Source organism: uncultured Erythrobacter sp. (assembly GCF_947492365.1).
Classification (GTDB): Bacteria; Pseudomonadota; Alphaproteobacteria; order Sphingomonadales; family Sphingomonadaceae; genus Erythrobacter.
Window position 1 is genome coordinate 845,012 of the sequence record NZ_CANLMB010000001.1, and the last position, 25,639, is coordinate 870,650.

Sequence of the window (25,639 nt, forward strand, 5' to 3'; positions counted from 1 at the left end):
AGGAAGCGCCTTATTCGCCGAATATCAACCGCCGAAGCTGGATGGCGCAGGATCGACCGGCACAACATCGCCGCCGCGCACTTCGCGCACTTCGAGTGCGCGCTCTGCCACGCCATTGCGATTGAAGCGGAACGCTCCGTCCACTCCCAGAAAACCACCGCGATCATAGAGACGGTCGGTCGGGAAGCTGCGTCCAACCTGCCAGTTGCGGGCAATCCGCAAGGTCAGCAGCACAGAATCGTAGCCAAGTGTGGCGATGCGAAAGGGTTTCGCCCCAAAACGCGCTTCGTAACTGTCGGAGAAGCGGCGGAAACGTCCATCAGAAACGGCTGAGAACAACGCGCCATTGATCGCGGTTGAGCGGGTGAGGGCAGATTCGCCGCTCCACAGTTCAGTGCCGAGGATGCGCGCGCCCTCGGCTCCGTCTGCGCGAAGTTCGCCCGCTGCCTGCACCGCAAGCCGGGCGCCATCGGCAATCAGCACGGTGTCATAGCCGCCGCGTGTGCGCAGACGCTGGGCCGCGCCGACAATCGAGGTGTTGCCGCGTGCGTAGCGCTCAAATGCCACCAGCGTGCCGCCATAATCGCGCAAGCTGTTTTCGAGCGCGTTGTAGGAGCGTTGGCCATAGGCTCCTTCAGGCAAAAGCGCTCCGAAGCTGTTCGAGCCGTTGCGGCGCGCATATTCGATCGAGCGGCGAATGGATTGTTCAGGGATATGACCCATCACAAATACATCGGCGCTCGCCACAGTCGCATCGTTGGAAAAGGCAATCGAGGGGACACCGGCGGGCCGCGCAGCGGCTTGGACCGCTGGCACATTGTCAGCCAGCAACGGGCCGAGGATCAGCCGGTTGCCATCGGCGATCGCCTGACGCGCAGCTGCCGCCGCTCCGCGTGACGTATCATAGGTGGTGATGCGCAGGTTCTCGGCATTGGTGTCGAGCAGCGCCATTGTGGTCGCATTGGCGAGCGACTGGCCCACTTCTGCCGTCTGCCCCGACATCGGGACCAACAGCGCGACGCGGTGGCGCGTGGCGTCGGTTGGCAGAGCGGTTGCGCTCGGCTCTGGCGTTGGCGTTGCAACGGGTCCGGTTGAGACGGTTTCAGTCTTGGGAATGACCTGACAGCCCGCCAGCAAAGCCGCTGAACCGGCTATCGCCAGATTACGCCGGTTGAATGCGCGCATCCAATCCATGTTGAAAACCAGATTTGCCACTCGCTTCATTCTTGCCGACCCCTGATCGCTGCTTCATGGAGGTCTGTGTGAACACGCAGCCCCATGATCCTGTCCTTAACGAACCTCTTGAACCGGGTCTCTATATTGTCGCAACGCCGATTGGCAATCTTGGCGATGTAACGAAACGTGCTGTCGACGTGTTGCAGCGGGTCAGCGTGATTGCGTGCGAAGACACCCGCGTGACCGGCAAATTGCTCAAGGCGATTGGCGTCTCGACCCGCATGCAGCGCTATGACGACCACGCTTCGGCAGAGACGCGGGCGCGATTGCTGGAGCGCGCTCGGGATGAAGCGGTGGCTCTGGTGAGCGATGCGGGAACGCCGCTGGTGTCCGATCCGGGCTATCGTTTGGTGCGCGAGGCGCGCGAGTTGGGGATTACCGTGACATCGCTTCCCGGAGCCTGCGCGGCGATTGCGGGACTGACTTTGTCGGGCCTTCCCAATGACCGCTTCATGTTTGCAGGCTTCTTGCCGGTGAAGGACAAGGCGAGGCGCAATGTGCTGGACGAGCTTGGTGGGATCGCGACCACGCTGATCTTTTACGAAACAGGCCCGAGATTAGAGCGGAGTTTGCGCACTATCGCCGAAGTCTGGCCTTCGCGCGAAGTCTCAGTCGCCCGCGAACTCACCAAATTGCATGAGGAATGCCGCAGCGGCTCGGCGGGTGAACTGGCCGAGCATTATGCTGCGCATCCTCCCAAGGGCGAGATTGTATTGCTGATAGGTCCTCCAGTTGAGGAGGCAGTTTCGGCAGACCCCGACGAGCTCTTGCGCGAGGCTCTCGAAACGATGAGTGCCAGCAAGGCTGCGGGAGCAGTCGCCAGACTGACAGGCCTCGACCGCCAGACGCTCTATGCCCGAGCGGTAGAGATCAAGAATTCATGACCGCGAAACGCGAAATTGCCGAGCGCAAGGGGCGCGAAGGGGAGGCCGAGGCCGCGCGCTGGCTCGCGCAGCAGGGTTGGGAAGTGCTCGCGGAACGCCGCAAGACGAAACTCGGCGAGATCGACCTGATCGCGCGTAAGCCGGGCTCAGAGAACGGGCCAGAGAACGGGATCGTCGCCTTTATCGAAGTCAAGTGGCGCAAACGCGCCGCCGACCTCGCCACCGCTATCGACGAACGCCGCCTTGCGCGCGTCGCCGCTGCGGTTGAAGTAGTCGCACACGAATATGCAAAAGAGGGCGAAGATTTGCGGATCGACGTAATCCTCCTTGCACCCGGCAGCAGGCCTCGCCACATCGAAAACGCTTGGATGCCTTAGGAACGAAAACCCATGACACTACGTATCGCCGTCCAGATGGACCCTATCGAGGACATCAACATCTCCGGAGACAGCTCGTTCGCGCTGATGCTTTCGGCGCAGGAGCGCGGATACGAGGTGTTCGAATACCACGTGGAAAGCCTGACGCTCGACGCCGATGACCGGCTCTATGCGCAGGGCTTTCCGGTGAAAGTGCGCCGCGTGGAGGGCGATCACTTTGAAAAGGGTGAGGCCGTTCGGCTTGATCTCGGCAAAGACATCGACGTGGTGCTGATGCGGCAGGATCCGCCGTTCCACATGGGCTATATCACCGCGACGCACTTGCTTGAGCGGATCAAGCACGAGACTTTGGTGGTCAACGACCCTGCCAATGTCCGCAACGCGCCGGAAAAGGTGATGGTGCTCGACTACCGGCAATTCATGCCGCCAACTCTCGTAACGCGCAGCGTGGACGAAGTGCGCCGCTTCATGGCCGCGCATGGTGCGGTGGTGGTGAAGCCGATCCACGGCAATGGTGGCAAAGCAATCTTCCGCGTGCCCGCCGATGGCGACAACCTCACGGCCTTGTTCGAGGTGTTCAACCAGACATGGCCCGAACCGCATATGGTCCAGCCCTTCCTCCCAGAAGTGGCCGAGGGCGACAAACGCATCGTTCTAATCGACGGAGAAGTCGCAGGCGCAATCAACCGCATTCCGGGCGAGGGCGAATTCCGCTCCAACCTAGCCATGGGCGGCAGCGCGGAGGCGACGCAATTGACCGAAACCGAGGTCGAAATATGCGAAGCGATGGGGCCTGAGCTCAAACGGCTAGGCCTGACCTTTGTCGGCATCGACGTGATCGGCGGCAAATATCTGACCGAGATCAACGTGACCTCGCCGACAGGTATCGTGGCGATTGATAAGTTCAACGGGACCGATACGGCGGGTATGATTTGGGACGCTATTGAGGGGCGGTTGGGGTGACCATGAGGCGGAGTCAGAATGCACCTTGGTCCGCATGGTTGCTTCTATCGTTTATTGTTGTGGATCGTTCGATTTCGGCAGTTTTCGGCTTCGAACCCGATTGGGTCGACTACTTGCTCGATTTGCTGGCCATGGCCTTCGGTATCTGCCTTGTTTTGACCGGTTCGCGAGTGGTTTGGTCGGTCATGGCACTTTTTTGGCTCGCTGCAATGGCCTGGATAACTTACCTTCTCGTTGCCGCGCCTGTCCCGATCGCAGAATATAGCCATACGTCTTACACGCACATGATCCTTGGCGATGTGATCTTGGCTCTTCTGGTTGCCAATCCCCAGCTTTTGAAATGGGTATGGAAGGACCGAGCAGAGATGCAGAAAGACGTTTGAATCGCTTTCGTTTCGTCGTTGCGAGGAGCGAAGCGACGCGGCAATCCAGTCTCCGCCGCTTCCTCACGCTGCAAAGTCGGATGCTGGATTGCTTCGCTACGCTCGCAATGACGAAGGACTACTTCTTCGAGCGCTTCCTCGCCCTCGGATGCGCCCCGCTATACGTCTCCAGCAAACTCGCCGCATCGACCTTGGTGTAGATCTGCGTCGATCCAAGCGAAGCATGGCCGAGCAGCTCCTGCAAACTCCGCAAATCCGCTCCTGCGCCCAGCAAATGCGTCGCGAAGGAATGGCGCAGAGCATGCGGGGTTGCCGTGTCTGGCAGACCCAATGCCCGCCGCGCTCGAGCCATGGCCTTTTGCACCATGCCTTGTGACAGCACGCCGCCTTTGGCTCCGCGAAACAGCGCTTCGTCACAGGCGAGCGGATATGGGCAGGCCTCGGTGTAGGCCGCAACTGCCTCGCTGGTGATCGGCAGGATCGGGACGACGCGCTGCTTGCCGCCTTTGCCGGTGACGGTCAGCACTTCGCCCAGCGGAGCGTCCTTGCCCTTGAGCGAGAGCGCTTCGGCGATCCGCAACCCGCTGCCATACATCAGCAGCAGCACCGCTCGGTCGCGCGCGCCGATCCAGTCTTCAGCTGCGGTGCCGTCGACCAAATCGGTGAGATTGACTGCCTCATCGGGGGTAACGGGGCGGGGCAGGCCTTTCTTGAGCCTCGGCCCGCGCACGCGCGGCGCCGCAGGGTCAGGATCGCCGCTTTCGGCCCGTGCAAAGGCGATAAAGGCCTTGAGCGCCGATAATTCCCGCGCAGCGCTGGCATTGCCGAGTCCCTCGGCGCGGCGGCTGGCAAGATGGTTGCGCAGATCATACGCTTCGAGTGCTGCGACGTCTTCCCACGAGGATAGGTCGCGGGCGAAAAGCAACCTTTGTGCCGCTGATGTGTAAGCGCGCACGGTGTGCGGACTGCGGCGGCGTGCGTCTTTGAGATGGGCTTGCCAAACGCCAAGAAGCTCCTCCTGAGCGTTCACGCCTGCACCAGATCATCGGCGACAAGCTCACCCAACAAAGCGTCGAGAACCGGGCGTCCAGCCTCGGTCACACCGATCCGCTCGCCTTCCTGCCAAATCAAATCGATTGACTTGAGGTGCGTAAGTTTCTGACTCGAAATCAGCGCATTGGCGGGGATTGTGAATCTGCTTTCGAGGGCTGAAAGGTCCAATCCCTCCACCAAGCGCAGGCCCATCAACAGAGCCTCCGATGCCTGTTCGCCTGCCGAGAGCGTGCGTTGTTCGGCGATGCCGTGTCCGCGCTCGGAAACCGCTTTGAGGTAATTCTCCGGCTTCTTGTGCCGCACCGTTGCAAAACCGCCGCCCAAGAACGAACGGCGGCCATGCGCGCCGGGGCCGATGCCGGCATAATCCTCGTAACGCCAATAGGTGAGGTTGTGGCGGCTTTCCTCGCCGATACGCGCGTGGTTGCTGGTTTCGTAAGCGGGCAGGCCGTGCGTGGCGGTCAATTCCTGTGTCAGCGCGAACAGTTCCGCCGCGTCGTCATCGTCAAGCGGGGCGAAAACCCCGCGCCGCACATCGGTGGCAAAACGTGTTCCCGGCTCGATCGTGAGCTGGTAGAGCGACAGATGCGATGTCCCGAAGCCGAGAGCGTATTCGAGCTGCTCGCGCCATTGCACCGCCGTCTGGCCGGGCAGCGCGTAAATCAGGTCGAAATTGACCCGCGCAAAGTGCTTTTGTGCGATTTCGAGTGCGGACAAGGCCTCTCCGCCCGAATGCAACCGCCCGAGCCAGCGCAAGGTTTCATCCTCGAATGACTGCACGCCCAGCGACACGCGATTGATCCCGGCACCCGCCAGCGATGCAAAATTCGCTGCTTCCACCGAAGAAGGATTGGCCTCGAGCGTTATCTCGATCTCCGGCGCAAACCCCCACAATTGCTCGGCTTCTGCCAGTAGCCGCGCGACTAGCGCAGGCGGCATCAGGGACGGTGTCCCGCCGCCAAAGAACACCGATGTCAGGCTCTCGTCGTTGCCTCCAGCCTCCGCTTCTGCGCGCATGTCGGCGAGCAAGGCTGCCTCCCACGCGGCAACATCCACATCCGCGCGAATATGCGAGTTGAAGTCGCAATAGGGGCACTTTTTCTCGCAAAAGGGCCAGTGTAGGTAGAGAGCGCGGGGCACGTCTTTCAATCTTTCTTAAAGCTCGAGGTCCACCCCTAGGCCATGAGCATTCGCGCGACAATTGCGGGCACACTGGCGCTTGTGGGAGTAGGTCTGGCTGTGCCTGGCCTAGCGACCGATGGCGATGCCCCCGAAGAGCGCATCTGGCTCGCCGCGCATAATGCCGAACGCGCCGAATTCGGCGTCGCTCCACTTCGCTGGAATGACGATCTGGCGCGCGAGGCGCAGCGCTGGGCGCGCAAACTGGCCCGCGAAGAGCGGCTGCAGCATTCCACTCGCGAAGAGCGCAACCGTACCGGCGAGAACCTATGGATGGGCACCGCGCGGAGTTACTCGCCGGACGCGATGATCGCGGCATTTACCAACGAGAAACAGTATTTCAGCGCGGGCGAGTTTCCGCGCGTGTCGATCACCGGGGACTGGAAGGATGTGGGGCATTACACCCAGATCGTTTGGGCAGAGACGCGCGAAGTTGGCTGCGCGCGCGCTCCCGGTGAACGGTTTGATGTGTTGGTGTGCCGCTATTGGCCCGCCGGCAATGTCATGGGTCAGCGCATCGAGCCGCGCGAGCAACTCGCGCGGCGCTAGCTGCCGAATTGGTCGGCGACCAATTTCGCAAAGGCATCGGCACGGTGGCTGACCGCGTGTTTTTCCGCAGGCTCGATCTCGGCAAAGGTCAGATCGCGGCCTTCCGGCACGAACACCGGATCATAGCCAAACCCCATCTCACCGCGCGGCGGCCATGTGAGTGATCCAGCGCATTTGCCTTCGTAGATGGCATGTTCGCCATCGGGCCAGGCTACTGCCAGCACGCAATGAAAGGCGGCGCTGCGGTCAGTGCCAGGGCCAAGCTGTTGCAGCAGCCCCTCGACCTTGCCCATCGCCATGTACCAGTCGCGGCCCGGAGCGCCTTCGAAATGCTGCCGTTCGGCCCAATCGGCGGTGTAAACGCCGGGGCGCCCCTCAAGCGCATCCACACTTAGCCCGCTATCATCCGCCAAAGCTGCCAGCCCAGACGCCTCCGCCGCAGCGCGCGCCTTGATCAACGCGTTCTGGGTAAAGGTGGTGCCGGTTTCTGGAGGCTCGGGCAAACCGAGAGACCCAGCGGAGATGCACTTCATGCCATAAGGATCGAGCAAGGCTGAAATCTCTTTCAGCTTGCCCGCATTATGTGTCGCAATGACGAGTGAACCGCCGCCGAGTTTCCGGGTCATTTTGTCGCTTCGATCTGTGCTGCGAAAATCTTGTCGCAGCCGATCCGCGCCAGACGCAGCAGGCGCAATAGGCCTTCCTCGTCATAGGTCGCACCCTCGGCGGTGGCTTGCACTTCGGCCATTTGTCCGCCGGTGAGCAGCACAAAGTTGGCGTCCGCATCAGCGTCGCTATCCTCGGGATAGTCGAGGTCGAGCACAGGCGTGCCCTTGTAGATACCGCAAGAGATCGCCGCGACTTGCCCGGTGATCGGATCGTTCTTGATCGCGCCTGACTTCATCAGGCCGTTGACGGCCAGCCGCAAGGCTACCCAAGCGCCGGAGATCGAGGCTGTGCGAGTGCCGCCATCGGCCTGGATCACGTCGCAATCGAGCGTGATTTGGCGTTCGCCGAGCTTTTCCAGATCGACCACGGCGCGCAAGCTCCGCCCAATCAGGCGCTGGATTTCCTGTGTGCGTCCGCTCTGCTTGCCGCGTGCTGCCTCGCGGCTGCCGCGTGTGTGGGTTGCGCGCGGGAGCATCGAATACTCGCCCGTGACCCAGCCTTCACCTTTGCCGCGCAGCCATGGCGGAATGCGTTCTTCGACGCTGGCGGTGCAAAGCACGCGGGTGTCGCCAAAGCTGACGAGGCAGGATCCCTCGGCGTGTTTGGTGAAGCCGGTTTCGATCGTGATGGCGCGCATTTCATCGGGCGCGCGTCCTGAAGGGCGCATGGAATTTCCTTTGGTGTGAGTCGCTTCTGGCCCCGTTTGGCGGTGAACGGGGAAGGGAGCAAGGCTTGGCGCGGCGTAATCTCTTGCTAAATGGGGGTAGATGACCTCGACCCCGATCACCGAACTGACCGACAGAGCGCGCGAAATCTTTCGCCGCGTGGTTGAGGGCTATATTGATAGCGGCCAGCCGGTCGGGTCGAAGACTTTGGCGGCGGATGCGGCGCTCAACCTTTCGCCGGCCTCGATCCGTTCGGTTCTGGCGGAATTGGAGGGGCTGGGTCTGCTCGCTGCGCCGCATACCAGCGCGGGGCGGATGCCGACCGATGCGGGGCTGCGAATCTTTGTCGACGGTATGATGCGCGTGGCCGAACCGAGCGCGGAGGAGCGCGCACAGATCGAGGCGCGGCTTTCCGAAAGCGGGCCGGTTGAGCAGGCGCTCCAGCAAACATCAGCATTGCTGTCCGAACTTTCGGGCGCCGCTGGCATGGTGATGGTGCCGACGCGCGAGCAGCGGCTTGCGCAATTCAGTCTCGTGCCTCTGGGTCAGGGCAGAGCGCTTGCGGTCCTGGTGGGTGAAGATGGCGGGGTCGAGAACCGCGTGATTGAACTCGATGTCGCAGCGGGAGGATCGCTCGAGGCGGCAAGCAATTACATCACTTCGCGCCTCGCCGGGCGTACGCTGTCCGAGGCTTCGCTGGCGATGCATGCCGAGATTAAGGCGGGCAAATCACAGCTCGACGATGCAAGCCGCGATCTGGTCGAGCGCGGGCTGGCCGTGTGGAGTGAGGATGCAGGCAATCGCCCTGTTTTGATCGTTAGAGGGGCCGCAAACTTGCTTGACGAGGCGGCATTGGGTGACATCGACAGGGTGCGCTCGTTGCTCGATGATCTGGAAAACAAGCAATCGGTTTCCGCCTTGCTGGAAAGCGCGCGTGATGCCGAGGCTACGCGCATTTTCATTGGGAGCGAAAACCGGTTGTTCGGTCTTTCGGGCTCTTCGGTCATCGCGTCGCCCTATCGCGATATGGAGGGCCGCGTTGTGGGTGTTTTGGGTGTGATTGGCCCGACGAGGTTGAATTACGCCCGCGTGGTCCCCATGGTTGATCTAACCGCCCGATCCTTGGGCAAGCTCATCGCTTAAAACGGAACTTTTGCAGACATGAACGAGAATGAGAAACCGCAGGATGATGCGGCGCCAGATGAAGCAGTGAAGGCAGAATTGAAGGGCGTGCCCGAAGAATTCCTCGATTGCAGCGCCGATGGCGAAGACGACGGTGAAGCGCCTGATGCAGTGGCAGAGGCGCTCGAAAACCTGCGCAATGACCTCGAAAAGTCCAAGCAGGATGTGCTCTATGCGCAGGCCGAGACGCAGAATGTCCGTCGCCGTGCGGAAAAGGACATTCAGGACGCGCGCAATTATGCCGCTACCGGCTTTGCCCGCGATATTCTGAGCGTGTGGGACAATCTGAGCCGTGCGGTCGAGTCGATCCCCGATTCTCTTCGCGACGACGACAAGATGAAGGGCCTTGTGACCGGCATCGAGGCGACCCAGCGCGAGCTTGAGAAGGTCTTTCAGCACAACGGTATCACCCGCGTTGCGGCAATGGGCCTGCCGCTCGATCCCAACCAGCATCAGGCGATGATGGAGATTCCGAGCAACGAGCATGAGGCCGGCACAATCGTGCAGGAAATGCAGGCGGGCTGGATGATCAAGGACAGGTTGTTGCGCCCGGCGATGGTCGGGGTTTCCAAGAAACCTGACTGACGCCGCTGCGCTGGTCGAGGGTGCGGACACTTTCGACGAGCAGGGCTTGTGCATGCAGATGCCGCTGTGAAACAGTTCCCCGAGTCTGAGAATGAGGGGACTTTGTATGAACAGGTTTGAAATCGGAACGCTTGGCTTGGCTGCGTGCGGCGCCGCCGCGCTTGTTGCAACGCAGGCCAATGCAGAGGCGCATGATGACCTTGAAACCGAGCTGGCGACCGTGGAAATGTCGGCAGCCGACATCGTTCAGGCACGCCGCGTCACCTATTTTCTGACCACGCAGGCAGTGGGGCAGATCAAGGGCGGAATCGAGGAAGGCGGCGATTTGCGCCGCACCCGCTTCGCCGCGCAGTTGCTGGTGCGATGGGCCGAGACCCTGCCGTCGATGTTCCCCGAAGGCACCGATATCGAAGGCTCTCGCGCGCTCCCGACAGTTTGGTCCGACCGCGAAGGGTTCGAAGCTGCCGCTGCAGCCTATCGCGATGCCGCACAAGGTGTGATGGACGCAGCCGAAACCGGCGACCGCGAGGCCACCAATACGGCGTTCCTAACAATGGCGGGCACATGCCAGGCCTGCCACGACACCTATCGCCAATAGCCTCGCTACCCCAGCCTGATTTGGCAGGTTGGACGGGTCTATGCTAATTCTCCAGTCCAGAAGCCGCATAAGCGGCTCGGGGGCGCACGTGACTTAATGGTTTGTGCGAGGGGGATTCGATGAAAGTTTGGCAGGGATGCGCGCTGGCGGTCGTAGCTTTTGTGGCTCTGATCGGCCTGATAGTTGGTGTGGTTTTTTACGCGACCAGCGGGGTTACCGATACGGCGGACGAATTCTTCGCCGCGGCGAATGAGGGCGACTATGAAGAGGCGTATAGCCTGACGTCGCAGCAATTGCAGGCACAGACCGATGTCGCGGGGCTTGAACAATTCCTTACAACAAATGGGCTCAATCAAGTGGTCGATACCAGCTGGAGTTCGCGCTCGATCGAAAACGATCGCGGCGAAGTCACCGGCACTGTTACCACCGCTGGCGGTGGCTCGATCCCCGTGTCAGTGGACCTGATTTACGAGGGTGAGGAGTGGAAGATCATCTTCATCGACGTCAACAGTGCGGGCCTTCAATCGTCCGGTGGAGGGTCGGCAAACGCTGACCCCGCACCGATGATACTGCCATCAGCGTCCGACCAGGAAGACCTTCTCTTTTTCGCTTCAGCAGGCTTTGTGAACGCGCTGGAAGATGGCGATTTCAGCGATTGGCACAACCAGTTCGTCGACAGCATTTCAGTCGAGGAACTGGAGCAGAATTTCGGCGGATTTCAGCCGCTCGAAGCCGACATGCGGCGTTTGATTGGGCAAGGGCCGGAATGGGAACCGGCGACTTCGCTCAACGAGAATGGTCACCTTGAACTTGCCGGATCATACGGCAATACCAATGAAGAATTGCGCTTCCGCTACATCTTCGTGGGGGAGGGTGACAGCGCCCCCAAGATCGCCTTTGTCGATTACGAGATCGACTGAGCACTCATCTAGAATTCCGGCAGCGGGCTTGCCTCGATATCGGCGATAAGCTGCGCGTTCATCGCCGACTTGTTGGCGTTGAAGGCTGCAGGGTTCACCTTCTGCAACTCACTCAACACCTTGGCGAGCAAGGGCTCAACGTCCTCAGGCGCCGCGATATCATCGAAGTAGCCGACTTCGCGCGCCTGCTGCGGTGAGAACAATTGCGCAGTGGCAACCGCCTTTCGACCGGTTGAGTTGAGCCGCGCCGCGCCGAGGATCATGGGATAAATCGGAAGTGCCATACCGATTGCGCTTTCATTCATGCCGGTAACAAACTCACCCTCGGTTCCGATCGCGCGGTCTGCGGCAAGCATCAGGAATGCGCCCATCGGATAGGCATGCCCCTCTGCCACCGTCACAACCGGAGCAGGGTGGCGCAGGATTGCGAGGATGGCGTCCTTGCCCGCTTGCAATTGCGCGGTTGCCGTCTCGGGGCCTGCGGCAAAGCCTTTAAGGTCAAACCCTGCGGAGAAGATGCCTTTGCGCCCGCGAATGACGGCGGGGCCAAAATCGCCCGCGCAATCGGCCAAAGCAGCAACCAGCGCATCGAGCTTGTCTTTGTTGAGCGCATTTACCTTGCCATCGTCCATCGTGATGATGTGCGCGCCGTCCTGTTTTTCGACTGTGATCATGGTTCCGCTCCTGCTTTCCTGGCTTGAATGGACTCCGACATATCGAGACACGGTTGCGGTTCAATGGCAATTTTGCGGGTGCCGTTACGACGCGCTACGGCGGGTCTGCCAAAAAGCGCAAATGAAAACGGGGCCGCATCGGGCCCCGCTTCCATTTTGCTGTCGTTAGTTCTCGATCAGCTGCCGCTCAGCTCCGAAATTTCGAGCGTAGCGTCATGATATTCGCCCTGGTCGTAGGAACCGATCCAGATTTCGTAATCACCTGACATCGCAGGGCCGAATACGACCAGCGGATTGGTGCCTTCAGAGCCGTCATCGTTGCAATACCAGTTGCCGTCAGGAGCGTTGATCACAAGCGTCGTGTCGCCCGATGCCTTGGCATAAATATAGAGCGGATAGGCGTCTGCTGAACTGTTCGCCGAAAAAGTCAGGCGCACATCGGGAGCGTTCGAGATGTAGCCGCTGCAACCGTCGATCACATTGCTGACGTCGATCGTGCCGCCTGAGGTCACATTGACCGTGGTGGGATCGGGGGTGAAGCCCGCTTCGAGATAGACGCTGTCAGAATTCGGTTCGGCGGTGATGTCTTGCGCCGAACCCGAAGCGGTTAAGGCCAGTGCAAGGGCCGTAAAGGCGAGCGTGTGCTTAATCATATTTCTATTCCCCCAATTGATCCAACGCCTGATTGCAATTGGACAAGTTGCGGCGCTTCTAGTGCGCCGGATCCGGTGAATGCATCATTTACGCTGCGTGCAGCTTTGTGAAGGGAGATCGCGGAGTTTTCGCGTGATAAATCGCACAATCAGGATTTTGCCGAGCATATCACCCCGGCAAAGTCGCTCCATCGAACCGGACCAGCATTTCATAGGCCTGTCGGTCCGCCACTCCGGCGAGCCGCGCGCCATGCCTTAGCCAGAATGCGTGTTTGACGATCTCGGCCTGCTGTTCGATGCCGTAGGCGGAAAAGGGCTGTCCGGGCTTGAGGCTGTAGGAATAGCGGCAGAACGGGTGGCGATGGGTGATCAGATACCAGTCGCCGCGCATCTGGGTCTGCCAGATATGGGTGAGCTCGTGGATCAGCAGGCCCTGATGCGTCAGGCCCTCTCGCGCGAAATCATCGCAATAGGCGCTGCCTTGCGGGTGGAAGTGGATTGATCCGCGCGGTGCCATGGTGATCCGCTTGGGCTGAAAGGGAAACCACTTCTTCCGGCGCAGTTTGACCGCACCATAATCAATCGCATCTCCGAAAACGGCGCGGGCAAGATCAACTTCGCCGGCTGTCAGATGCCGCTCGCCGCCCACCGGACAGGCAGGCAGCGTGGCGGCATTTGACGTGACGTCGGTGTTCTCGGTCAGCGCTCATCCCCAGCAGCGCGGATCTCGGCAGTGAATTTGTGGGTGCGCCCGCCCGATACTTTAAGCGTAATATCGGTGGTCCCGCCCGGTTGGAGATCCGCCGATACGCCTTCAGCCATCACATGCAGATCGCCGGGTTTGAACTCGATTTCAGTGCCATTGGTGACAGGGATGGGCAGGGCTTCCATCATCTGCACCTGGAAATCATATTCGCCATATTGGTGCATCATCGCATTTTCGGCTCCCTCGACTGAAAAACGGTCCAGTGAGAAGGCGCGTTCGCCCTCATAGGAAAAGTCGAAGTAGATCGCCGCCGGGTTGCCTTCTACCGGGGCAAGCACCATCCGTGCGTTCTCGATCGTGATCCCCTCGATCACGTCTTCGGGCGCTGCTTCGGCAGTATCCGCCTGCTCTGAGCCGCAAGCGCTGAGCGCCAGTGTTGAAGCCGCCGCGAGGCCTATTATGGTCCGCCTGAATGTCGATCCTGTCGCGATTTTTGCCATCACAAAAATTGTCCCTCCTGTGGAATGCGCAAAAACTAGAGGGTCCGGCTTCTTGTGCCAAGCGAAACCGCACCTATATCCGCCTCACATTCGAGCCGCCGAGCCGCTTTGCCCGAAGGATTTACCGCAGGGGAAGCGCATGGTGCGGTGTCCAACTAACGTCCTAAGGATGGGGTAATAATGGGTAAAGTAATCGGTATCGACCTTGGCACCACCAACAGCTGCGTTGCTGTTATGGATGGCGGAAAACCAAAGGTTATCGAAAATTCCGAAGGCGCGCGCACGACGCCTTCGATTGTCGCTTTCACGAAAGATGCAGAGCGGCTTATCGGCCAGCCGGCCAAGCGCCAGGCGGTCACCAATCCCGACAACACGCTTTTCGCGATCAAGCGCCTTATCGGCCGCCGCTTTGACGATCCAACCACCAAGAAAGATATGGACATCGTCCCCTATGACATCGTCAAGGGCAAGAACGGCGATGCATGGGTCGAAGCGGGCGGTGAAGAATATTCGCCTTCGCAGATCTCCGCTTTCATCCTGCAAAAAATGAAGGAAACCGCCGAGAGCTATCTGGGTGAGACGGTTGAGCAGGCAGTTATCACTGTTCCTGCCTACTTCAACGACGCCCAGCGTCAGGCGACCAAGGATGCTGGCCAGATCGCCGGTCTTGAAGTCCTGCGCATCATCAACGAGCCGACCGCCGCGGCGCTCGCCTACGGCATGGACAAGGACGATGGTAAGACCATTGCGGTCTATGACCTTGGCGGCGGCACGTTCGACGTCTCGATCCTCGAAATCGGTGACGGCGTGTTCGAAGTGAAGTCGACCAATGGCGACACGTTCCTTGGCGGTGAAGACTTCGACAATGCGATTGTCGAACACCTCGCCGAAGCCTTCAAGAAGAAGGAAAATATGGACCTGAAGACCGACAAGCTCGCGCTTCAGCGTCTCAAGGAAGCAGCCGAGAAGGCCAAGATTGAGCTCTCCAGCTCGGCCACTACGGAAGTGAACCTGCCCTTCATCACCGCGCGCATGGAAGGTGGATCATCCACCCCGTTGCACCTTGTTGAAACGATCAGCCGTTCGGACCTCGAAAAGCTGGTTGGCAAGCTGATCGACCGCACTCTCGACCCGTGCAAGAAGGCGCTGGCTGACGCTGGCGTTTCCAAGGACGAGATCGACGAAGTGATCCTGGTCGGCGGCATGACCCGCATGCCCAAGGTGCGCGAAGTGGTCGAGAAATTCTTCGAAGCCAAACCGCACACAGGCGTGAACCCTGACGAAGTCGTCGCCATGGGCGCCGCCATTCAGGCAGGCGTTTTGCAGGGCGACGTCAAAGACGTGCTGCTGCTGGACGTTACGCCGCTTTCGCTTGGTATCGAAACGCTGGGCGGTGTCTTCACCCGCATGATCGACCGCAATACGACGATCCCGACCAAGAAGACCCAGACCTACTCGACCGCCGAAGACAACCAGAACGCTGTGACGATCAAGGTATTCCAGGGCGAGCGCGAAATGGCTGCGGACAACAAGATCCTCGGCAATTTCGACCTGGTCGGCATTCCGCCTGCACCGCGCGGCGTTCCGCAGATCGAAGTCACCTTTGACATCGACGCCAACGGCATCGTTTCGGTCGCTGCCAAGGACAAAGGTACCGGCAAGGAGCAGACGATCAAGATCCAGGCTTCGGGCGGTCTGTCCGATGCCGACATCGACCAGATGGTCCAGGACGCGGAGAAATTCGCCGACGAGGACAAGAAGCGCCGCGCCTCGGCAGAGGCCCGCAATCAGGCCGACAGCCTTGTGCACGCTACTGAAAAGCAGCTGGAAGAAAACGGCGACAAGATCGACGCTGAAACCAAGACTGCGGTCGAGGAAGCGCTCGCCGCGACCAAGACCGCGCTGGAAGGCGACGACGCTGAAGAGATCGGCGCCAAGGCTCAGGAACTCACGCAGGCTGCGATGAAGATGGGCGAGCAGATCTACAAGCAGGAACAGGAAGCTGCGCCTGAAGGTGGAGAAGCTGGTGGCGAAGAGGCCGCAGCGGAAGAAGAGGCCGACGAAGATGTCGTCGATGCCGAATTCTCCGAAGTCGACGAAGACAAGAAGGACTAAGCAAACAACCGATAGTGACCGGCCCCTTATCTGCGCACATCCGCAGGTGAGGGGCCGTTCGACAGGTGACACCGATGGCCGCGACCCAGACCGACTATTACCAGACGCTTCAAGTCGCGCGCGATGCCGATGGGGCAACGCTCAAGAGCGCCTATCGCAAGCTCGCAATGAAGTGGCATCCGGATCGCAATCCGGGTGACGCGCAGGCCGAGGCAAACTTCAAGGCCTGCAACGAGGCCTATGAGTGCCTCAAAGACCCTCAGAAACGCGCCGCATACGACCGGTTCGGCCATGAAGCCTTCACCCAAGGCATGAATGGCGGCGGCGGTGGCGGCGGTCAGGACGGCTTTGCCGATATTGGCGACATTTTCGAAACGATCTTCGGCAGTGCCTTTGGCGGCGGCGGAATGGGCGGCGCGCGTCAGCAACAGCGCCGCGGCGCAGACCTGCGCTATGACATGGAAGTCACGCTGGACGAGGCGTTCCACGGCAAATCGACCGAAATCGAGATCGAAGTCTCGCAAAGCTGCCAAACCTGCGAAGGATCTGGCGCGAAACCGGGCACTTCGGAACGCATGTGCAATCTGTGTCACGGGCGCGGATCAGTTCGGGCGAAGCAAGGCCTGTTCGTGGTCGAGCGCCCATGCCCGACTTGCAGTGGCCGCGGCCAGGTGATCGAAGACCCTTGCGGCGAATGTCGCGGGGAAGGGCGGGTTGACCGTCCGCAAGCGCTCGCGGTCGACATTCCGCCCGGCGTCGATACCGGCACCCGCATCCGCCTGTCAGGCAAGGGCGAGGCGGGCGCACGCGGAGCGCCGTCGGGTGATCTCTACATCTTCGTCCACGTCAAACCGCACACTCTGTTCGAACGCGAAGGCACCACTCTGGCGACCCGCGTTCCGGTCAGTTTCACCACGGCGGCCCTCGGCGGCAGCGTCGATATCCCCGATCTCGACGGCAGCACCAACACGATCGAGATTCCCGTCGGCATCCAGTCGGGCAAGCAGCTGCGCGTGCGCGGCGCCGGCATGCCGGTCCTGCAAGGGCGTGGGCGCGGCGACATGGTGGTCGAGATCAAGGTCGAAACCCCGACCAAACTCAGCCGCAAGCAGAAAGAGATTCTGCAAGAATTCCGCGACACCGAGACGGGCGATGAATGCCCCGAAAGCCGCAGCTTCTTCAGCAAGTTGAAGGACGCGTTTGGGGCTTAGACGGTGCGTAACCGACGCGACCTCTGGCTCGACAGTCGCATGATCGGTGGTTAGTCCTCTTCGGCGAAGAGGAGAATCCCCATGAACCGTCTCGCCACCATCGCACTCGCCACCACAATCAGCCTCGCGGCAACCTCTGCCACCGCGCAGCGCAATCTCGATGATGTCGAGATCACCACGCAGGAAATCGCGCCCGGTGTCGCGGTTCTATTCGGCGCGGGTGGGAATATCGGCGTGAGCCACGGCGAAGACGCGACCATCATCATCGACGATCAATTCGCGCCGCTTTCGGGCAAGATCGAACGCGCTATCGCCAATCTCGGTGCAACGCCGGTCAAATATGTGGTCAACACGCACTGGCACTTCGACCACACCGGCGGGAACGAGCATTTCGGCGGTACCGGCGCGACAATATTTGCGCATGACAATGTTCGCGTGCGCATGATCGCGGGCTCAGGCGAAGGCGCGCGGTTCCCTGTCCCGCCAGCACCCGATGCGGCGCTGCCCGTAGTTACCTATCCGCAAGGCATGCGCTTCCACCTCAATGGCGATACGATCAACGTCATGTTCCTTGGCGGTGGCCACACCGACGGAGACAGCGTGGTGTTTTGGGAGGAGGACAATATCGTCCATATGGGCGATCTCTATTTCAACATCCCCGGCTATCCGTACATCGACATCGCATCAGGCGGGAATGTCTACAACGCGCTCACTTCGCTCAGCACAGTGATCGCGACAATTGACGATGAGACCCAGGTGATCCCTGGTCACGGTCCAATGTCGAACAAGGCAGAACTCACCGCCTTCCGCGACATGATTGCCGAAGCGGTATCGCGGGTCGAAGCCGCACGCGCAGAAGGCCTGTCACTCGAAGAAACAGTGGCCGCAGACCTGCTCTCCGATTTCGACCGAGGCGAGGGCGGCTTTATCGACGCCGATGCCTTTGTGACCGCGATCTGGAACAGCGAGAAAGACTGATTAGCTAGCCTAGCCTTTCGCTCACTTCGGCTCTTAGCTGGTTGAGCAGGCTTTGTTGGCAGCGGCCGGCGGCGCTTTCTTCGTCCAGGATCGCAAGGAAAGCGTCGCGCTTGGCCGTGCGGATCATGTCGCGGTTCAATCCGCCTTCCACGGTTGATGCAACCACGTCGATCATCCGCTCAGCCCCGTGCAAGCGACCCCACAGATAGTCGTTCTCGCGGTAAGCGCGGCTGAAGAACGCGCCGAAATTGTAGAACTCGATGCCGCGCAAGGTCGCCTGCGTGCCCCCCTCGCGGATTGAAAGCGCATCATCGGGGGAAATCCGGTCGATTTTGACTGGATTGTATTCTCCCAGCCGCTCGCGCTGGGTCAGGGGCAGGGTGGCGACGTCGTAAAAGGGAAAGCCGAGATAGGTGAGCAGCATGCGCCGCTTCAAATTTTTGGGCATCTGGTCGAGCGCGTCGGCAAACATTTGCTCCGCCTCGAGGTCGGTTTCGGGCAGCAGCCGCGTCTGGCTCAGGAAATCGAGCACTTCGCCCGGTTCCTCAAGCACGCGCAGGGCTTTCCGCCCGAATCCCTCACCCAGTTTCGCCGTCAGTATCGCGGCATCATCGGCGCGGCGATAGATCGAGAGGATCTCGAAAATCCTCTCCCGCGCCAGATCGAGCGCGTCGTCGGGAATCTCGGGATCGACCTCCCAATCGCGCGAGAGCCTGCGGGCGAGCAATTGAAGCCGCCTGATGCGGAATCCGATATCGTGCGCGCGGAAAAAGGCGATGGCTTCGTCATTCGCACCGCCGCTTTCTTCGGTCAGCGTTTCGAGTCCGCGCGCCTCCATCTCGTGCCGCAGCGCCGCCGCAATCGGTCCGCAATCGGTCAATGCCAGATCGGGCGCAGCTGCGTGGGTTAGGTGGGCGAGCCGGTCTATGATCGAGGAATATTTGGTCTGGGCGTAAGCACCAAAAGCATAACCTGCGCGCTCGGCTGCGGCCTGCTGCGCCTTTGCCCGCCAACCGGAAAGACGCCGTGGATTGGGGCTGTCCATGAAGAAGGTCATGCCGAACAATTTCTCGACCGCGCGGTCGATCTCCGGTCGCAGGCCCTGGACGATCCGGTTGAGCCTCTGGGCATCGCGCGATTGCTGCTCGATCCGCTCCAGATCGTCGCGGATCGGTTGTTCGCGCGGAATGGTCGATAGCGAGCCAAAGATCGCGGCGAACCAACCGACTTCGTCAAGCGGTTCCTCGCCTGCATCGCTGCCAACGCTGGATCGGTCGGGGCGCGGATCGATATAGACGAAACGCCGGTCCACTTCGCGCTGCGAGGTACGGCCCTCGATGGCCTCCAGCGCTGCGCCAAAGGGTTTGTTGACTAGAACCGACCCGTCGATCAGCGCGACGCTGTCCAGAGTGCCGTCGCGCATATGGACGGGCATTACTCGGTTGAGGAAACTGCCGCGCGTCTCCCAATGATGGCCCTCGCTCTCGGCCAGTCCGTCAATCTCGCGTAGGGATAGCGGCGGGAAAGCTCCGGGGAAGCTCGCGGTCGCTCGCGCGGCCATAACCAGCTCAAGCCGGTCCGCCAGATCGCTGCCCGATCCTTGCGGAACCAGCCCGCGAAAGTCGATTGGCATACGATGCTCGGTTTCCTGAATGACCGGCGGCGAATTCAGCCGAAGCATCTCCGGATGGCCGCGAAAGTCGGTCACGGTTACCAGCAGATCGACCGGATGAAGCGGCGGGAGCAGCGGCGGGCCGTGCTCGCTATTGGCCATGCTTGACAGCGCTTCAAACAGCATCGCGGAAAAGCGGCTGCCGGAAAATGGCGGTTCGAACCAGCGCCCGCGTACGAGCTGCGAGACCTTGTGGCGCACCTCTTTACGCGTTTCCGGCGAGACGCTTTCGCTCACCGCATTGCCGGGGCGGCGCAGAAACCAGTCTACAACCGGTTGAAACCAGATCTTTGCATAGCGCCACATCGGCTGCGCTTTGGGATCGGTCAGCTCGCTAACATCGGCATTTTCGAGCCACAGATCAGTCAGCGGCTCAAGCGAGTGGCCGGAATGGATCGCCTGCGCGAGAAACACCGCGTTGATGCCGCCCGCGCTTGCTCCGGTGAGAATATCGGGCAGCACCCTAAGACGCAGCTGTTTCTCGCTTGCTATCTCTTCCAGAAAGTCTCGGTAAACTCCTGCAACACCCCCAACCCGCTCCATGTCAGGCGAGTGGAAACACCGGCTAGCGCGGGCAAGGTGCCAGACCTCTTTCGTGACGCCGTGCATATAGACCGCAAGGCTGACGCCGCCATAGCAGACGAGTGCGAGACGAAGTTCCTTTTGCCGCATCGCGCACAGATGGCGTGGATAGCGTGAGTTTGCAATTGCGTTCCTCAAATGTTCTGTTTACGGCTGCGCCATGGCCAAGACAAAAAAGCGATTTGTTTGCGCGAATTGCGGCTCGGTTAGCCCGCGCTGGCAGGGGCAATGCGCCGATTGCGGGGAATGGAACACGCTCACCGAAGATGCACCTGCGACAGTCTTTTCGCAAAAGCATGATCTATCGAGCGGGGGGCGCTCTCTCCAGTTCGTTCCGCTTAACCGGCCTGCTGAACTGCCGGTGCGCAAATCAACGGGTTTGGCCGAGTTCGACCGCGCGCTGGGCGGCGGGATTGTGCCGGGTTCAGCGGTTTTGATGAGCGGCGATCCGGGGATCGGCAAATCGACCCTGCTGCTCCAAACCGCAGCGACCATCGCGCGCGGCGGCAATGATGTCGTCTATATCAGCGGCGAAGAGGCGGCAGGGCAGGTGCGGCTGAGGGCCAAGCGGCTTGGCGTTGCCGATGCGCCGATCCGGCTCGCTTCGGATACGTCGGTGCGCGATATTCTGACGACATTGGGGCAAGGCGATCCGCCTGCCCTGTTGGTGGTCGATTCGATCCAGACCATGCACTCCGATACGATCGAAGGCGCGCCCGGCACGGTCAGTCAGGTCCGCGGCTGTGCGCTCGAACTGATCCGCTACGCCAAGGCGAGTGGCTGCGCGCTGATGCTGGTCGGTCATGTGACCAAGGACGGCAACATCGCGGGGCCGCGGGTGCTCGAACATATGGTCGATGTCGTGATGAGCTTCGAAGGCGAGCGCAGCCATCAATATCGCATCCTGCGCGCGCTCAAGAACCGCTTTGGCGCTGTCGATGAAATCGGTGTGTTCTCGATGGCAAGCGAGGGGCTGGAGGAAGTCTCGAACCCCTCCCTGTTGTTCCTTTCGGGGCGCGATCAACCGCTCGCCGGAAGCGCAGTCTTCCCGGCACTTGAGGGGACGCGCCCGGTTCTGGTCGAGATTCAGGCGCTGATTGTGCGGCTGCAATCGGGTGCTACCCCGCGCCGCGCAGTAGTGGGGTGGGACAATGGCAGGCTGGCGATGCTGCTTGCCGTGCTCGAATCGCGCTGCGGACTCAATTTTTCCTCGGCAGAGGTCTATCTCAACATTGCGGGTGGATATCGCCTGTCTGATCCTGCGGCTGATCTGGCGGTCGCAGCGGCGCTTGTGTCGGCGCTCGCGGACAAGCCCTTGCCGGACAAATCGGCATGGTTTGGCGAGGTTTCGCTCGCTGGAGAGATTCGCCCCGTCGCACACGCAGAGCTGCGTTTGCGTGAGGCTGCGAAGCTCGGGTTTACAAGAGGCTACGGTCCATCTGATGCAAAGACCGGCTCATCGACGCTTGATTACCGGTCGGTGAATGGACTGGCGATGCTCGTTGACCAGGTGATGGGCAGTCAATAGTCCGCATATTGCAATGACTGGCTTTGACATCATCGTTCTCATCATCGTCGCGGTAGCGGCAATCGGAGGATTTCTGCGCGGGCTTGTGCAGGAAGTGCTGAGCCTCGCCGCATGGATATTGGCGGCATTTTCGGTCTACTATCTGCACGGTTATCTGACCGAGTTCCTGCGCGGCTATTACGATGCGGACCCGGCGACATCGATCCTCTCTTTCGCTTTGCTGCTGCTCATCCCATATGCCGCGATGAAGGTGATTGCAGGCAATGTCGGCGAAGCCTCACGCGGATCGATCCTCGGCCCGATTGACCGGGTGCTCGGCTTTGGCTTTGGCGCGGTGAAGGGTGCTTTGATCGTGGTCTTTGCGTTTTCTGTGCTGGTGCTCGGCTTTGATACGGTGTGGGGCCATCAGGGCCGGCCAAACTGGATCACCCAGGCGCGCACCTATCCGGCAGCCGATGCTTTCTCGCGCGAGTTGGTGACGATGATTGCCGATAGGCGCGCGCGGCTTCAAGGCGAAGCAGAGGCCCGTGCGGCAGAGGACGCGGCCGAGTAATGTCGCAGGCTGATTCCGCGGCCAAGCTTTACACTCCGAATTTGCTGGCGCTCTCGGTAGAGCTCGCCGCATTCCCGCATGATCCCAACGCTGCATTTCAAGGCCGCGCCTCCTCGCGCACTTGCGGCAGCGAGGTCTTGCTGAGCGCGTCCAATGCACAGCTGGGCCAGTTAGGGCTGCAAGTGGCGGCCTGCGCAGTGGGTCAGGCGGCGGCGGCTTTGTTTGCCGTTGCGGCTCCTGGAAAAGATGCAGCTTCGCTTGAAGCGCAGATGCAATCGCTCGAACAATGGTTGGCTGGCGAGGGCGAGGCACCTGACTTGGCGCGCATCCACTTGATCGAACCAGCGCGCGCTTATCCCGCTCGTCACGCCGCCATTCTGCTGCCGTGGAGAGCCGCGCTCGACGCGCTAGCCTAACCGCCGCTCACCCGCTACACGCCTTTGCTTGCACCAGCCCGCAGGGAGACGGGCGCAATTGGGGAACTTTGGGGTTATGGCGGAAGCAACGGCAGAAGCTCAGGCGTTGGCAGATCGTGAGCCGAGCGCGAGTGAAATCCGGCTCGTCGTTGGCGCATCGAGCGCGGGCACGATCTTCGAATGGTACGATTTCTTCATATACGGCACACTCGCCTACATTCTGAAGGACGCGTTCTATAACGTCGATGACCCCACGTTGGGTCTGCTGCTTGTGTGGTCGACTTTCGCAGTCGGTTTCGCCTTCCGCCCGATTGGCGCGATCCTGTTCGGCTTTCTCGGCGACAGGCTGGGGCGCAAATACACATTCCTTGTCACCGTCACGCTGATGGGCATTGCGACCGCCGGTGTGGGTTTTATCCCGACGGTGGATCAGATCGGCATAGTTGCGCCGATTATTGTCATCATCTTGAGGGTGTTGCAGGGCCTCGCGCTGGGCGGTGAGTATGGCGGCGCTGCGATCTACGTTGCCGAACACGCCCCGCCGGACAAGCGCGGTTTCTATACCAGCTTCATTCAAGCCAGCGTCGTCGGCGGCTTCGTGCTTTCGATCATCGTTGTGCTCGCGTGCCGCCTGATTATTCCAGAGGACGATTTCATTGCATGGGGCTGGCGCGTGCCGTTCCTGCTGTCGATCCTGCTTTTGGTGATTTCGCTGTGGATGCGCTTCAAACTGTCTGAAAGCCCGGTCTTCAAGGCAATGAAGGAAGCGGGTGAAACCTCGGGCAATCCCTTCATCGAAAGCTTCACATATCCCGGCAACAAGAAGCGCATCTTCGTCGCTTTGTTCGGTGTCGCGGGTATCCTTACGACGATCTGGTACTCGGCGTTCTTCTCCAGCCTGTCGTTCCTGAAAGGGGACATGCGGCTTGATGAGACAACGGTTGAAGTCATCATGCTGATCGCCGGCGGTATCTCGATGGCGTTCTACATCGTGGTCGGCAAATGGTCGGACCGGATCGGGCGCAAGAAGCCGATTATCATCGGCGCTCTGGCGACGCTGGCGCTGATCTTCCCGATCTTCTGGGGCATGGGCAGTCTCGCCAACCCTGGCCTTGCCGAAGCGGCGGAGCGCAACCCAGTGGTCGTGACCGGCCAGCAATGCGTCACCGATCCATTCGCTGAATTGTTCGACCGCGAACAAAGCGATTGCGGCAAAGTTCTCGGTTCGCTGAGAGCAAGCGGGGTGGCTTACACCGTTGCAGAGGGTGACACGCTGGGCGTCACGGTCAGCGGAGAGCCGGTGGCGATGGAAGCGGGCTGGCTCGACGACACGGCTGCGCGCACTTCGGGGCTTCAAGCAGCTCTGACCCAGTCAGGCTTTGACTTCACCCGCCAAATTCCGCCGATGACGAGCCTGATCGGTATCATCGCGCTGCTGCTAGCGGTCGGGATGCTCTCTGCGCTGACCTACGGTTCGGTCGCGGCGCTGTTGTCAGAGATGTTCCCGCCAAGGATCCGCTATTCCTCGATGTCGATCCCGTATCACATCGGCGCGGGTTATCTGGGCGGGTTCCTCCCGCTGATCTCGGGCATCATCGTGGCGAGCACAGGGAACGTCTATTCGGGCCTCTGGTACACCTGGGGCGTCGTCGCCTTTGGCGTCGTGGTCGCATGGTGGGGCCTGAAAGACGGCCCGCCCAAGGACTTCGAGGATGATGTCACCACCTGAGCCGACCCTCAGGCTGCGCGTCGATGCTGAGGCTTTGGCAGCGAACTGGCGCGTGCTGGATGCGATGTCGGGCGATGCAAAGGCCGGTGCGGCGGTCAAGGCTGACGCCTACGGGCTCGGCATAGATCGCTGCGTTCCGGCCTTGCGCGATGCGGGGTGCGAGCAGTTCTTCGTCGCCCATTGGAGCGAGGTTGAAGCGCTGGCTGCGCATGTGCCGCCCGACCAGATCACCGTGCTCCATGGACCGATGAGCGATGCGGACGTCGCCTATGCCAAGGCCGCTGGCGCGGTGCCCACGATCAATTCGCTTGAGCAGGCAAGCCGCTGGACGGCGGGCGGCGGAGGTCGCTGCCATCTGATGATCGACACCGGCATAAACCGGCTCGGCATATCGGCAGCGGAAGTGAGCGACCCAATGATCCAGTCGCTCGATATCGACATCCTGATGAGCCACCTTGCTTGCGCCGATGAAGACAGCGTGATGAACGCCGCACAATGCGAAGAATTCCGCACATGCCTTCCCAGGATCGCGCACCGGCGGACGAGCCTCGCCAACAGTGCGGGCATTGCTTTGGGCAAAGAATACGCCTTCGACCTGACCCGGCCTGGCCTTGCGCTGTATGGCGGAGTGCCCCGTCCCGGCATGGCGAAAGCAATCGGGCAAGTCGCCCATCTGGAGGCCGCCATTCTCCAGACGCGCAGGCTCAGGAAAGGCGACCGCGTCGGCTATAACGGAGAATTCACCGCACCGCGAGACATGCGCGTCGGCACAGTTTCGATTGGATATGCCGACGGCTTCCTGCGCAGCCGCGGGCCGGGAGCGGTCTTGAAACACGGCCCGTCCGAGTTCGCGCTGCTGGGCAAGGTCTCAATGGATATGGTCGTTGTGGACCTCGATACTGCGGAAGGGTTGGGCGAGGGCGACTGGCTCACTGTGCCATTCGACCTTCCCAATGCTGCGCGGCAAAGCTCTGTTTCTCAATATGAATTGCTAACGGTGCTGGGTCAGCGACTGCGGGTTTGAGTGCAATCGCGAAGTTCGCGCGCGCAAAATATTGCACTGCACATTGTGCAGGTGC

Annotated in this window: 27 protein-coding genes; 17 read left to right on the forward strand and 10 right to left on the reverse strand. The window is 60.7% G+C overall.

Features of this window, described 5'->3' with window-relative positions:
• Positions 1-24: 24 nt before the first annotated feature.
• On the reverse strand, positions 25-1,224 hold the full coding sequence (locus Q0887_RS04115) for a penicillin-binding protein activator (protein WP_299192558.1): 1,200 nt from the start codon (positions 1,222-1,224) through the stop codon (positions 25-27).
• Between the two features lie 38 nt (positions 1,225-1,262).
• Between Q0887_RS04115 and rsmI the strand changes: the two genes are divergently transcribed.
• Genes rsmI through Q0887_RS04135 form a run of 4 tightly spaced genes read left to right on the forward strand, consistent with a single transcriptional unit; the run spans position 1,263 to position 3,843 of the window.
• Positions 1,263-2,120, forward strand: coding sequence for a 16S rRNA (cytidine(1402)-2'-O)-methyltransferase (gene rsmI, locus Q0887_RS04120; RefSeq protein ID WP_299192559.1), 858 nt, complete (start codon positions 1,263-1,265; stop codon positions 2,118-2,120).
• Positions 2,117-2,497, forward strand: a complete 381-nt coding sequence (locus Q0887_RS04125) for a YraN family protein (protein ID WP_299192560.1) — start codon at positions 2,117-2,119, stop codon at positions 2,495-2,497. The genes rsmI and Q0887_RS04125 overlap by 4 nt, the downstream gene beginning before the upstream one ends.
• Positions 2,498-2,509: 12 nt before the next feature.
• Complete coding sequence (gshB, locus tag Q0887_RS04130) at positions 2,510-3,460, forward strand: glutathione synthase (RefSeq protein ID WP_299192562.1); 951 nt, start codon at positions 2,510-2,512, stop codon at positions 3,458-3,460.
• Between the two features lie 2 nt (positions 3,461-3,462).
• A complete protein-coding gene (locus tag Q0887_RS04135; protein WP_299192563.1) occupies positions 3,463-3,843 on the forward strand; it encodes a hypothetical protein in 381 nt (126 codons plus the stop codon).
• Between the two features lie 118 nt (positions 3,844-3,961).
• On the opposite strand, the gene Q0887_RS04140 is transcribed toward Q0887_RS04135, so the two are convergent.
• Both Q0887_RS04140 and hemW read right to left on the reverse strand, forming a co-directional pair.
• Positions 3,962-4,873 carry a tyrosine recombinase XerC gene (locus tag Q0887_RS04140; RefSeq protein ID WP_299192564.1) on the reverse strand — a complete coding sequence of 304 codons (912 nt, stop codon included), beginning with the start codon at positions 4,871-4,873 and terminating at the stop codon, positions 3,962-3,964.
• The gene (hemW, locus tag Q0887_RS04145; RefSeq protein WP_299192565.1) at positions 4,870-6,036 is read right to left on the reverse strand and encodes a radical SAM family heme chaperone HemW; all 1,167 of its coding nucleotides are present in this window, start codon (positions 6,034-6,036) and stop codon (positions 4,870-4,872) included. The genes Q0887_RS04140 and hemW overlap by 4 nt, the downstream gene beginning before the upstream one ends.
• Positions 6,037-6,078: 42 nt before the next feature.
• Here hemW and Q0887_RS04150 point away from each other — a divergent pair, with 42 nt between their 5' ends.
• Positions 6,079-6,624 (forward strand): CAP domain-containing protein, encoded by a 546-nt coding sequence (locus Q0887_RS04150; RefSeq protein ID WP_299192566.1) that lies wholly within the window; start codon positions 6,079-6,081, stop codon positions 6,622-6,624.
• Here the strand turns inward: Q0887_RS04150 and rdgB are convergent.
• Complete coding sequence (rdgB, locus tag Q0887_RS04155) at positions 6,621-7,250, reverse strand: RdgB/HAM1 family non-canonical purine NTP pyrophosphatase (protein ID WP_299192568.1); 630 nt, start codon at positions 7,248-7,250, stop codon at positions 6,621-6,623. The genes Q0887_RS04150 and rdgB overlap by 4 nt on opposite strands.
• Complete coding sequence (rph, locus tag Q0887_RS04160; RefSeq protein WP_299192569.1) at positions 7,247-7,960, reverse strand: ribonuclease PH; 714 nt, start codon at positions 7,958-7,960, stop codon at positions 7,247-7,249. The genes rdgB and rph overlap by 4 nt, the downstream gene beginning before the upstream one ends.
• A gap of 100 nt (positions 7,961-8,060) precedes the next feature.
• On the opposite strand from rph, the gene hrcA reads away from it, so the two are divergent.
• The 4 genes from hrcA (at position 8,061) to Q0887_RS04180 (ending at position 11,243) form a co-directional block, all read left to right on the forward strand.
• On the forward strand, positions 8,061-9,101 hold the full coding sequence (gene hrcA / locus Q0887_RS04165) for a heat-inducible transcriptional repressor HrcA (protein WP_299192571.1): 1,041 nt from the start codon (positions 8,061-8,063) through the stop codon (positions 9,099-9,101).
• A gap of 18 nt (positions 9,102-9,119) precedes the next feature.
• Positions 9,120-9,725 carry a nucleotide exchange factor GrpE gene (gene grpE / locus Q0887_RS04170; RefSeq protein ID WP_299192573.1) on the forward strand — a complete coding sequence of 202 codons (606 nt, stop codon included), beginning with the start codon at positions 9,120-9,122 and terminating at the stop codon, positions 9,723-9,725.
• Positions 9,726-9,831: 106 nt separating this feature from the next.
• A complete protein-coding gene (locus tag Q0887_RS04175; RefSeq protein ID WP_299192575.1) occupies positions 9,832-10,323 on the forward strand; it encodes a cytochrome c in 492 nt (163 codons plus the stop codon).
• Positions 10,324-10,442: 119 nt separating this feature from the next.
• Positions 10,443-11,243: a hypothetical protein gene (locus tag Q0887_RS04180; RefSeq protein WP_299192577.1), complete on the forward strand. Its 801-nt coding sequence runs from the start codon at positions 10,443-10,445 to the stop codon at positions 11,241-11,243.
• 8 nt (positions 11,244-11,251) lie between these two features.
• On the opposite strand, the gene Q0887_RS04185 is transcribed toward Q0887_RS04180, so the two are convergent.
• The 4 genes from Q0887_RS04185 to Q0887_RS04200 form a co-directional block, all read right to left on the reverse strand.
• Complete coding sequence (locus Q0887_RS04185; protein ID WP_299192578.1) at positions 11,252-11,917, reverse strand: crotonase/enoyl-CoA hydratase family protein; 666 nt, start codon at positions 11,915-11,917, stop codon at positions 11,252-11,254.
• A 176-nt stretch (positions 11,918-12,093) separates the two neighbouring features.
• Complete coding sequence (locus Q0887_RS04190) at positions 12,094-12,570, reverse strand: hypothetical protein (protein WP_299192580.1); 477 nt, start codon at positions 12,568-12,570, stop codon at positions 12,094-12,096.
• A 169-nt stretch (positions 12,571-12,739) separates the two neighbouring features.
• Entirely contained in the window at positions 12,740-13,219 is a 480-nt protein-coding gene (locus Q0887_RS04195) for a vgr related protein (protein ID WP_299192582.1), read from the reverse strand.
• 50 nt (positions 13,220-13,269) lie between these two features.
• Positions 13,270-13,776 carry a copper chaperone PCu(A)C gene (locus Q0887_RS04200; protein ID WP_299192584.1) on the reverse strand — a complete coding sequence of 169 codons (507 nt, stop codon included), beginning with the start codon at positions 13,774-13,776 and terminating at the stop codon, positions 13,270-13,272.
• A gap of 180 nt (positions 13,777-13,956) precedes the next feature.
• On the opposite strand from Q0887_RS04200, the gene dnaK reads away from it, so the two are divergent.
• The 3 genes from dnaK to Q0887_RS04215 all read left to right on the forward strand — a co-directional run bounded on the left by dnaK (position 13,957) and on the right by Q0887_RS04215 (position 18,080).
• The gene (gene dnaK, locus Q0887_RS04205; protein ID WP_299192586.1) at positions 13,957-15,891 is read left to right on the forward strand and encodes a molecular chaperone DnaK; all 1,935 of its coding nucleotides are present in this window, start codon (positions 13,957-13,959) and stop codon (positions 15,889-15,891) included.
• Between the two features lie 74 nt (positions 15,892-15,965).
• The gene (gene dnaJ / locus Q0887_RS04210; protein WP_299192587.1) at positions 15,966-17,102 is read left to right on the forward strand and encodes a molecular chaperone DnaJ; all 1,137 of its coding nucleotides are present in this window, start codon (positions 15,966-15,968) and stop codon (positions 17,100-17,102) included.
• Between the two features lie 81 nt (positions 17,103-17,183).
• Positions 17,184-18,080, forward strand: a complete 897-nt coding sequence (locus Q0887_RS04215; RefSeq protein ID WP_299192589.1) for an MBL fold metallo-hydrolase — start codon at positions 17,184-17,186, stop codon at positions 18,078-18,080.
• Between the two features lie 4 nt (positions 18,081-18,084).
• On the opposite strand, the gene Q0887_RS04220 is transcribed toward Q0887_RS04215, so the two are convergent.
• Positions 18,085-20,424 (reverse strand): patatin-like protein, encoded by a 2,340-nt coding sequence (locus Q0887_RS04220; RefSeq protein WP_299192591.1) that lies wholly within the window; start codon positions 20,422-20,424, stop codon positions 18,085-18,087.
• 70 nt (positions 20,425-20,494) lie between these two features.
• Between Q0887_RS04220 and radA the strand changes: the two genes are divergently transcribed.
• The 5 genes from radA (at position 20,495) to alr (ending at position 25,584) form a co-directional block, all read left to right on the forward strand.
• Positions 20,495-21,862 (forward strand): DNA repair protein RadA, encoded by a 1,368-nt coding sequence (gene radA / locus Q0887_RS04225; RefSeq protein ID WP_299192593.1) that lies wholly within the window; start codon positions 20,495-20,497, stop codon positions 21,860-21,862.
• A gap of 13 nt (positions 21,863-21,875) precedes the next feature.
• Positions 21,876-22,415 carry a CvpA family protein gene (locus tag Q0887_RS04230; protein WP_299192594.1) on the forward strand — a complete coding sequence of 180 codons (540 nt, stop codon included), beginning with the start codon at positions 21,876-21,878 and terminating at the stop codon, positions 22,413-22,415.
• Positions 22,415-22,831, forward strand: a complete 417-nt coding sequence (locus Q0887_RS04235; protein ID WP_299192596.1) for an iron-sulfur cluster assembly scaffold protein — start codon at positions 22,415-22,417, stop codon at positions 22,829-22,831. The genes Q0887_RS04230 and Q0887_RS04235 overlap by 1 nt, the downstream gene beginning before the upstream one ends.
• A gap of 76 nt (positions 22,832-22,907) precedes the next feature.
• On the forward strand, positions 22,908-24,560 hold the full coding sequence (locus Q0887_RS04240; RefSeq protein ID WP_299192598.1) for an MFS transporter: 1,653 nt from the start codon (positions 22,908-22,910) through the stop codon (positions 24,558-24,560).
• On the forward strand, positions 24,547-25,584 hold the full coding sequence (alr, locus tag Q0887_RS04245) for an alanine racemase (protein WP_299195233.1): 1,038 nt from the start codon (positions 24,547-24,549) through the stop codon (positions 25,582-25,584). Before Q0887_RS04240 ends, alr begins: the two co-directional genes overlap by 14 nt.
• Positions 25,585-25,639: the final 55 nt, after the last annotated feature.

What these genes read in the sequence shown, in the direction of transcription:
- dnaK (WP_299192586.1), top strand. Translation starts at nt 13,957, where the DNA reads ATGGGTAAAGTAATCGGTATCGACCTTGGCACCACCAACAGCTGCGTT.
- hrcA (WP_299192571.1), top strand. Translation starts at nt 8,061, where the DNA reads ATGACCTCGACCCCGATCACCGAACTGACCGACAGAGCGCGCGAAATC.
- Q0887_RS04135 (WP_299192563.1), top strand. Translation starts at nt 3,463, where the DNA reads ATGAGGCGGAGTCAGAATGCACCTTGGTCCGCATGGTTGCTTCTATCG.
- Q0887_RS04115 (WP_299192558.1), bottom strand. Translation starts at nt 1,224, where the DNA reads ATGAAGCGAGTGGCAAATCTGGTTTTCAACATGGATTGGATGCGCGCA.
- Q0887_RS04240 (WP_299192598.1), top strand. Translation starts at nt 22,908, where the DNA reads ATGGCGGAAGCAACGGCAGAAGCTCAGGCGTTGGCAGATCGTGAGCCG.
- rph (WP_299192569.1), bottom strand. Translation starts at nt 7,960, where the DNA reads ATGCGCCCTTCAGGACGCGCGCCCGATGAAATGCGCGCCATCACGATC.
- Q0887_RS04185 (WP_299192578.1), bottom strand. Translation starts at nt 11,917, where the DNA reads ATGATCACAGTCGAAAAACAGGACGGCGCGCACATCATCACGATGGAC.
- gshB (WP_299192562.1), top strand. Translation starts at nt 2,510, where the DNA reads ATGACACTACGTATCGCCGTCCAGATGGACCCTATCGAGGACATCAAC.
- Q0887_RS04175 (WP_299192575.1), top strand. Translation starts at nt 9,832, where the DNA reads ATGAACAGGTTTGAAATCGGAACGCTTGGCTTGGCTGCGTGCGGCGCC.
- Q0887_RS04150 (WP_299192566.1), top strand. Translation starts at nt 6,079, where the DNA reads ATGAGCATTCGCGCGACAATTGCGGGCACACTGGCGCTTGTGGGAGTA.
- Q0887_RS04125 (WP_299192560.1), top strand. Translation starts at nt 2,117, where the DNA reads ATGACCGCGAAACGCGAAATTGCCGAGCGCAAGGGGCGCGAAGGGGAG.
- Q0887_RS04215 (WP_299192589.1), top strand. Translation starts at nt 17,184, where the DNA reads ATGAACCGTCTCGCCACCATCGCACTCGCCACCACAATCAGCCTCGCG.
- grpE (WP_299192573.1), top strand. Translation starts at nt 9,120, where the DNA reads ATGAACGAGAATGAGAAACCGCAGGATGATGCGGCGCCAGATGAAGCA.
- rdgB (WP_299192568.1), bottom strand. Translation starts at nt 7,250, where the DNA reads ATGACCCGGAAACTCGGCGGCGGTTCACTCGTCATTGCGACACATAAT.
- Q0887_RS04200 (WP_299192584.1), bottom strand. Translation starts at nt 13,776, where the DNA reads ATGGCAAAAATCGCGACAGGATCGACATTCAGGCGGACCATAATAGGC.
- radA (WP_299192593.1), top strand. Translation starts at nt 20,495, where the DNA reads ATGGCCAAGACAAAAAAGCGATTTGTTTGCGCGAATTGCGGCTCGGTT.
- dnaJ (WP_299192587.1), top strand. Translation starts at nt 15,966, where the DNA reads ATGGCCGCGACCCAGACCGACTATTACCAGACGCTTCAAGTCGCGCGC.
- Q0887_RS04235 (WP_299192596.1), top strand. Translation starts at nt 22,415, where the DNA reads ATGTCGCAGGCTGATTCCGCGGCCAAGCTTTACACTCCGAATTTGCTG.
- alr (WP_299195233.1), top strand. Translation starts at nt 24,547, where the DNA reads ATGTCACCACCTGAGCCGACCCTCAGGCTGCGCGTCGATGCTGAGGCT.
- Q0887_RS04230 (WP_299192594.1), top strand. Translation starts at nt 21,876, where the DNA reads ATGACTGGCTTTGACATCATCGTTCTCATCATCGTCGCGGTAGCGGCA.
- Q0887_RS04180 (WP_299192577.1), top strand. Translation starts at nt 10,443, where the DNA reads ATGAAAGTTTGGCAGGGATGCGCGCTGGCGGTCGTAGCTTTTGTGGCT.
- Q0887_RS04190 (WP_299192580.1), bottom strand. Translation starts at nt 12,570, where the DNA reads ATGATTAAGCACACGCTCGCCTTTACGGCCCTTGCACTGGCCTTAACC.
- Q0887_RS04220 (WP_299192591.1), bottom strand. Translation starts at nt 20,424, where the DNA reads ATGCGGCAAAAGGAACTTCGTCTCGCACTCGTCTGCTATGGCGGCGTC.